Annotated in this window: 4 protein-coding genes and 1 pseudogene; 4 read left to right on the forward strand and 1 reads right to left on the reverse strand. The window is 55.7% G+C overall.

Translation table 11 applies throughout. From position 1 onward, the window contains the following. From ACOSYY_RS12910 to ACOSYY_RS12925, 4 genes are all read left to right on the forward strand, one after another. On the forward strand, positions 1 to 1,167 hold a 1,167-nt coding region (locus ACOSYY_RS12910), incomplete at its 5' end, for an asparagine synthetase B family protein (RefSeq protein WP_421662869.1). Positions 1,168 to 1,277: 110 nt separating this feature from the next. Further along, entirely contained in the window at positions 1,278 to 2,411 is a 1,134-nt protein-coding gene (locus tag ACOSYY_RS12915) for a hypothetical protein (RefSeq protein WP_421662871.1), read from the forward strand. 411 nt (positions 2,412 to 2,822) lie between these two features. Continuing rightward, complete coding sequence (locus tag ACOSYY_RS12920) at positions 2,823 to 4,343, forward strand: hypothetical protein (protein WP_421662872.1); 1,521 nt, start codon at positions 2,823 to 2,825, stop codon at positions 4,341 to 4,343. An 87-nt stretch (positions 4,344 to 4,430) separates the two neighbouring features. Next, positions 4,431 to 4,979 carry a hypothetical protein gene (locus ACOSYY_RS12925; RefSeq protein WP_421662873.1) on the forward strand — a complete coding sequence of 183 codons (549 nt, stop codon included), beginning with the start codon at positions 4,431 to 4,433 and terminating at the stop codon, positions 4,977 to 4,979. A gap of 581 nt (positions 4,980 to 5,560) precedes the next feature. Here the strand turns inward: ACOSYY_RS12925 and ACOSYY_RS20430 are convergent. Beyond that, a pseudogene (locus tag ACOSYY_RS20430) lies at positions 5,561 to 5,809 on the reverse strand (IS3-like element ISMtsp5 family transposase); the annotation flags it as partial.

Below are 5,809 nucleotides of genomic sequence, written 5' to 3' on the forward strand. Positions count from 1 at the left end.
CACCATGTGTACGTCTCCAATTCTCTGGTCGCGCTGTGCGCCGCGCTGAATCTTTCCGTCGATCCCTTCTCTGATCATTACTATTCGAGCTTCCGCTCAATCCAACACGGCCTTCAAAAATATAGCCAGTTCCTTCAGACGACCCGAGGGCCCTTACGCCTGACGTACTTTCACAATCTTCGATGGGATGGCCACTCGCTCGACGTGATCGAGAAGCCGTGTGGCAACAGGATCTTCGGCACCTTCAAGGAGTACAGAGAGTTTCTGGAAACTTCGCTCAGCGCCATCGGTCGGAACATGATGGACCCGCTGCGCCAGTGGCCGTATCGCCCCCTCGGCACTCTGTCCGCCGGGTATGACTCCCCGACTGTCGCCGTGCTGGCCCGCGAAATGCGCAATACGCAGGTGCTGACGTTCCAACAGGGGCGAGAAGGTCTGAGCGATAGCGGCGAACCCATCGCGACGCGTCTCGGCCTGAGGGCCATCGTACTCGATCGGACAATTTGGCGACAGGAGCCGTTCTCGGAGGTGCCGTTTCTGGCTGCCGACGCCTACGGGGAAGAAATGCACTTCGTGGCGGCCCGATCCTATTTGCAGGAACGAGTCTTACTGACGGGGCATTACGGGGATAAAGTGTGGGACGCCGGTGCTCATGACTTAACGCCGGACATCGTTCGGGGGGGAGTGTCCGGGATTTCTCTGACCGAGTGGCGGTTATGGGTGGGCTTCATCCATTGTCCCGTGCCCTTCTTTGGCGTGAGAAATATCGAACAGATTTATCGCATTTCAACCAGTGCGGAAATGCAACCGTGGAGCGTGGGCGGCGACTATGACCGTCCGATCTGTCGCCGGATCGTCGAGGAGGCCGGCGTGGAGCGGACACTCTTCGGCCAAGAGAAGAACGCAACCGCCGTCGTGCTCTGGAATCCCAATGAGGGATTCCTTCCCGACGAGTCCATGCAAGACTACACGCGATGGTTACGGCACCATGGAGTGCCGGGATGGGCGCGTGGACGAATGTTGCCACTAAGTTGGCGGGCCCCTGCGCACAGCCTGATGTTGCGCGTGCGGGGGAGGCGGAGCTTTCCGCAGTACTTCTTCAACCTCTTCCCCTGGGCACTGGAGCATGCCAAACGGCGGTATCTGGGCATGGGGGCCATCTTTTGACCGGGATAACTACTTATACATACGTGCATTCAGCCTATCAACAATTTTTCGAATAGGTTCTAGATACGAAAGTATCTAACTCACCAGCTCAACCGCCGAGAGGAAAATCCATGGCTACTGCCCACAAGAAAATCCTTCTCATCTTTTCCGTCGTCGTCCTTGGAACGGCACTGCTTTTCGCCGCCGGGCTCGCCTTGCTCTACCATCAAAAAGTGGATCTTCGTGCCCTTGCACATACGCTGCTGCCGCCGGCCGCCAAGGCCGAGCACTTCCCGGACTGGCAACAAACCCCAATACTGACCAGGATCCGCTTCGCTGTGAATTATGAAATCTCGCATAAGGGCGAGTCGATCTACGCCCGATACCTCGGCTCTGTGACGCCGGCCGCCATGCTGGATTTTGTGGAGCTACGCCATCCTTTCTGCCATAGCGAAGCCCACGACCTTGGCGTGGCCATCATGGCCCAGACGCAAGATGTCGTGAAAGCGATGGACACTTGCGACACACGCTGCACCAACGGCTGCATGCACGGCGTGCTTGGCCAGGTCTTTGCCCAAGCGCCCAATGCTGAGGGCTCTTCCGATGGGACCGATCCGGCGCTGTCTCCCGATTCTCTTTGCACGAAAGTGATGGTGACCCAGCGCCATAAGCCGGGAAACTGCGCCCATGCCATCGGCCATGCGCTGATGAAGCTGCATGCAACCAAGCCCGAGCGCGCCTTGACCGACTGCGCAAAGTTTACGGACCGAAGCATGGAGTACTACTGCGCCACGGGCGTCTATATGGGCTATGAGGAGCAATGGGATAGCAGAGCAGCGCACCACACAGCGGCGCCGTTTCCTTGCACGGCAGACACCAAGTTTCCTGCCGCCTGCTACCGTTACTTCCTTCGTCATTTTACTGAGGACGACAAGCCGTCAGACGAGCAATTGCTGGCCCATTGTCTCTCGCTCCCCGACCGCCGACAGATGGGCTGCTTTCACGGCCTGGGCCGCTATTTTCAGAGCACCGTGGCGAAGACGCCGAGCGCGCTGCATCGAGTTTGCGAAAAAGGCAGCGATGCCGACCGCGTCCTCTGCATCGAGGGTGCCATCGAAAAGCTGTCGGACTACGATCCGGCATTGGCCGAAAGGGCCTGCCGCTCGATCGGAATGAAGGATCAGGAGATCTGTCTCGCCGCCGCCCATGGCGGCATGTATCGGCTTACCAAATCGACGATGACTTACTATCTTGTAGACCGCTGAAACATGCCTCTACCCTAATTATTATACCTAGGATCCTGTCCGACATTAGCCCCTACGCACTTGTGTACAGCCTCTGACTCGTGAGCGATGTAGCATTGTGATAAGCGAGGAGGCTGCGTGATGACGACGCGGATGTTTCGTCCCTATGATCGCCTTTAGAAATCGTTACCGGAGCAAAGTATTTTTGGAGCGTCGGCAAGGGTTTTTGCCAGTGTCCGGGAGGGATATGGAAACGCACATTTGACTGTCTCTGAGGCCTCCAAGTGGGGCAAGGAGAGGTAATGTGCTTTCGCTGCAGATTTGGCGTGTGGAGTGGAGCCGGGATGCTGCCAGAGCCCCGGGGACACTTCCCATCCTCAGCAACAACCATTGCACAATCCGAAATGTCGTGTTATCGCAGGGTCTGGGTCTATGGGCATTCTGCTTCGATTCACGCACGTCATAGGATGGCCGTCACTGGCCTGGGTGGCACAATGTTCCGACACCGAAGTGGTGCTCGCGCATGGCAGCCGGGTCGAAACCGCGCAAGATTGGTTTGCTGAAGCGGTATGGCCTGGGCCGTTCGGAGAAGGTCACTTCGATCAAACCGACCTGGTGTTCGGGTCCGGCGGGCGACTGTCCAACGGTACCGTCACGTTTGTGTCCTCCGGCTCCACCCTCGACCGCTTGGTGTCTTTCCGAGTTGGGAAACATGTGTACATCTCCAACTCTCTGGTCGCACTGTGTGCCACGCTGAATCTTTCCGTCGATCCCCTTTCGGACAACTACTATTCGAGCTTCTTCTCGATTGTCGGCGGTCTTCAAAAATACAAACACCTCCTTCAGACGACCCGCGGGCCCTTACGCCTGACGTACTTTCATAATCTTCGATGGGACGGCCACTCGCTCGATGTGATCGAGAAGCCATTTGGGAATCGAACGTTCGACACCTTTGAGGAATACAGAGGCTTTCTGGAAGCTTCCCTCAGCACCATAGGCCGGAACATGAGAGACCCGCAACGTAAGTATCAGTATCTTCCTCTGGGTACCCTTTCCGCCGGGTATGACTCCCCCACTATCGCCGTGCTGGCCCGCGCAATGGGCAATACGGAGGTGCTGACGTTCCCAGATGGAAGAAGAGGCCGCAGCGATAGCGGAGAAACCATCGCGACGCGCCTCGGCCTTCGTGCTATCGTGCTCGATCGAACCGCCTGGCGACAGCAACCTTTTTCGGAAGTTCCGTTTCTTGCCGCCGATGCCTATGGGCAAGAGATGCACTTCGTTGCGGCACGATCCTCTTTGCAAGGTCGAGTCCTGCTGACCGGGCATCACGGGGATACAGCATGGGGTATCGGCGATTATGATCGGACTCCGGACATGGGTCGGAACGGAGGACCGTCCGGACATTCTCTGACCGAGTGGCGTTTATGGGTGGGATTTATCCATTGTCCCGTGTCGTTCTTTGGTCTGAGGAATATTGGCAGATCTATCGAGTTTCAATCGGTAACGAGATGCAACCTTGGAGCGTCGGCGGCGACTATGATCGTCCGATCTGTCGCCGGATCGTTGAGGAGGCCGGTGTTGAGCGGGAACTCTTCGGCCAACAGAAGAATGCGACCACAGTCCACCTCTGGACCCTCGCAGAGGGACTCCTTCCCGACGAGTCCATGCAAGACTGTACGAGGTGGTTCCGACACCATGCGACGGGATGGTTGCGGCGGGGTACGATTCCGCCGAATTGGAGCACCCACGCTGACAGCCTACTGTCTCGCCTCCCAGGTGGGTGGCGTTTTATCAGAAACCCCCGTATTTTTACAACCTTTTCCCCTGGGCCCTGGAGCATGCCAAACGGCGGTACATGAGCATGGGGGCCATCTTTTGACCGAACTCACGTCGGGCGGAGTATATGGAAACATCCGTAGCACGAGGCTGTTGACAGCTGCATTTCTTTGAGCCTTCATGCAGGTATGCGTGAAATGTTTATTTTTTAGTCGCTTACGTGGTAGTCGAGTGTAAGCTGATCGCAAGGAGGCTATTGCCATGAGGCAAGTTTCGAGATTGGATGAACACTCACCGCAAGATTCGAGTGATAATTGTATCAGAATACTATGGACGGGCGGGTGGGACTCGACATTCAGAGTCTTGTACGTCTCATTAGTGGACGGCAAGAGAATCGAGCCGCACTACATCGTCGATACGACTAAGCCATCCAGCCTGCGTGAACTCCAAACCATCTCTGACATACGGTCTTTGCTCAAGACTTCTCATCAGGAAGCGTACGAAAGAATCGCTCCCTTGCAAATAACTTCGGCAACCGAGATCCTCGAAGATCCGGACATCTCGAATGCCTGGAAGCGGCTTAAGCAACGATCGCATTTAGGGTATCAGTATGACTGGTTGGCGCGATATGCAAAATCCAAACAGTTGACTCCCTTGGAACTTAGCGTCCATGTCGATGACAAGCTCTACGATTTCTTAAAAGGCCAGATGGAGCAGACGCAGTCCGGCGGATATCGGTTACAGGACCATATTACTGGCGACGAAAGTATATTCGCACGATTTGAATTCCCCATCCTTGAATTCACATGAGAGACATTGCGAGAAAACAAGGGTTTATTGAGATCTTAGAAAAGTCATGGTTTTGCCATGAACCGAAAAACGGATTCCCCTGCGGCATGTGTAGCCTTTGCATATACACGATCGAAGAAGGCATGCGGTACAGATTTCCGAGAGAAGCATTGTTCCGCTATTACACGCGGCACTACAGAGTAGCCATGAAAGTTCCGTTTGTGTCTGCAAGAAGACTCTTTCAAAAATTAATGTTTTACGACAAGCCTACGACTTTTTGCGCTATGGTTCAAAGAGTTGATGTGTTCAAGCCCAGACGCACTTCTTCCCCAGAATGGATGCTTGATGGAGTACGTGAGTAAGCCTAAACAGTCATCAGGATAACTTTTCGGCTTCTGACGTTGGTCCCGTTCCGAGATAACTCTTAACCAGACAATTATTGCTTCGGCACGCAGGCTGGCCTGGCGCCATAATCAATCACGACATCGTGGCTTCGCCTCAATCGAATCTCTTCACTAAGCTTGTACCGCTCCTGATTTCTTGGACACCGTTGTCGTCATATTCGACCTGACCTGTCGGTCGCTTCGCTCGGCGATCGTCGCTCGCACCTGCAGGGCGGTGGCGATGCCTGCGGAGACAGCGCCGAACTGTTGGCGCACGCCTTGGCGAATCGGCTCCAAGGCCTCGAAGCGGGTGCCCCGCTTCGCCCGCATGGATGCCGATCCCTTCGAGCGTACCATGATCCACGCCGATGAAGACCGTGACGGCCCCGTTCTCCACCGTCACCGTGCTCGTTGCCTCAGTGCCCCCCATCTGATTCGGCCGCTCCGTCGTGATCGTGCCGTCGTGGA

This window comes from Nitrospira sp. BLG_2, from assembly GCF_049222245.1.

Excerpts from the sequence above, each read along its gene's own strand:
- ACOSYY_RS12915 (WP_421662871.1), top strand. The coding sequence starts at position 1,278 with ATGGCTACTGCCCACAAGAAAATCCTTCTCATCTTTTCCGTCGTCGTC.
- ACOSYY_RS12920 (WP_421662872.1), top strand. The coding sequence starts at position 2,823 with ATGGGCATTCTGCTTCGATTCACGCACGTCATAGGATGGCCGTCACTG.
- ACOSYY_RS12925 (WP_421662873.1), top strand. The coding sequence starts at position 4,431 with ATGAGGCAAGTTTCGAGATTGGATGAACACTCACCGCAAGATTCGAGT.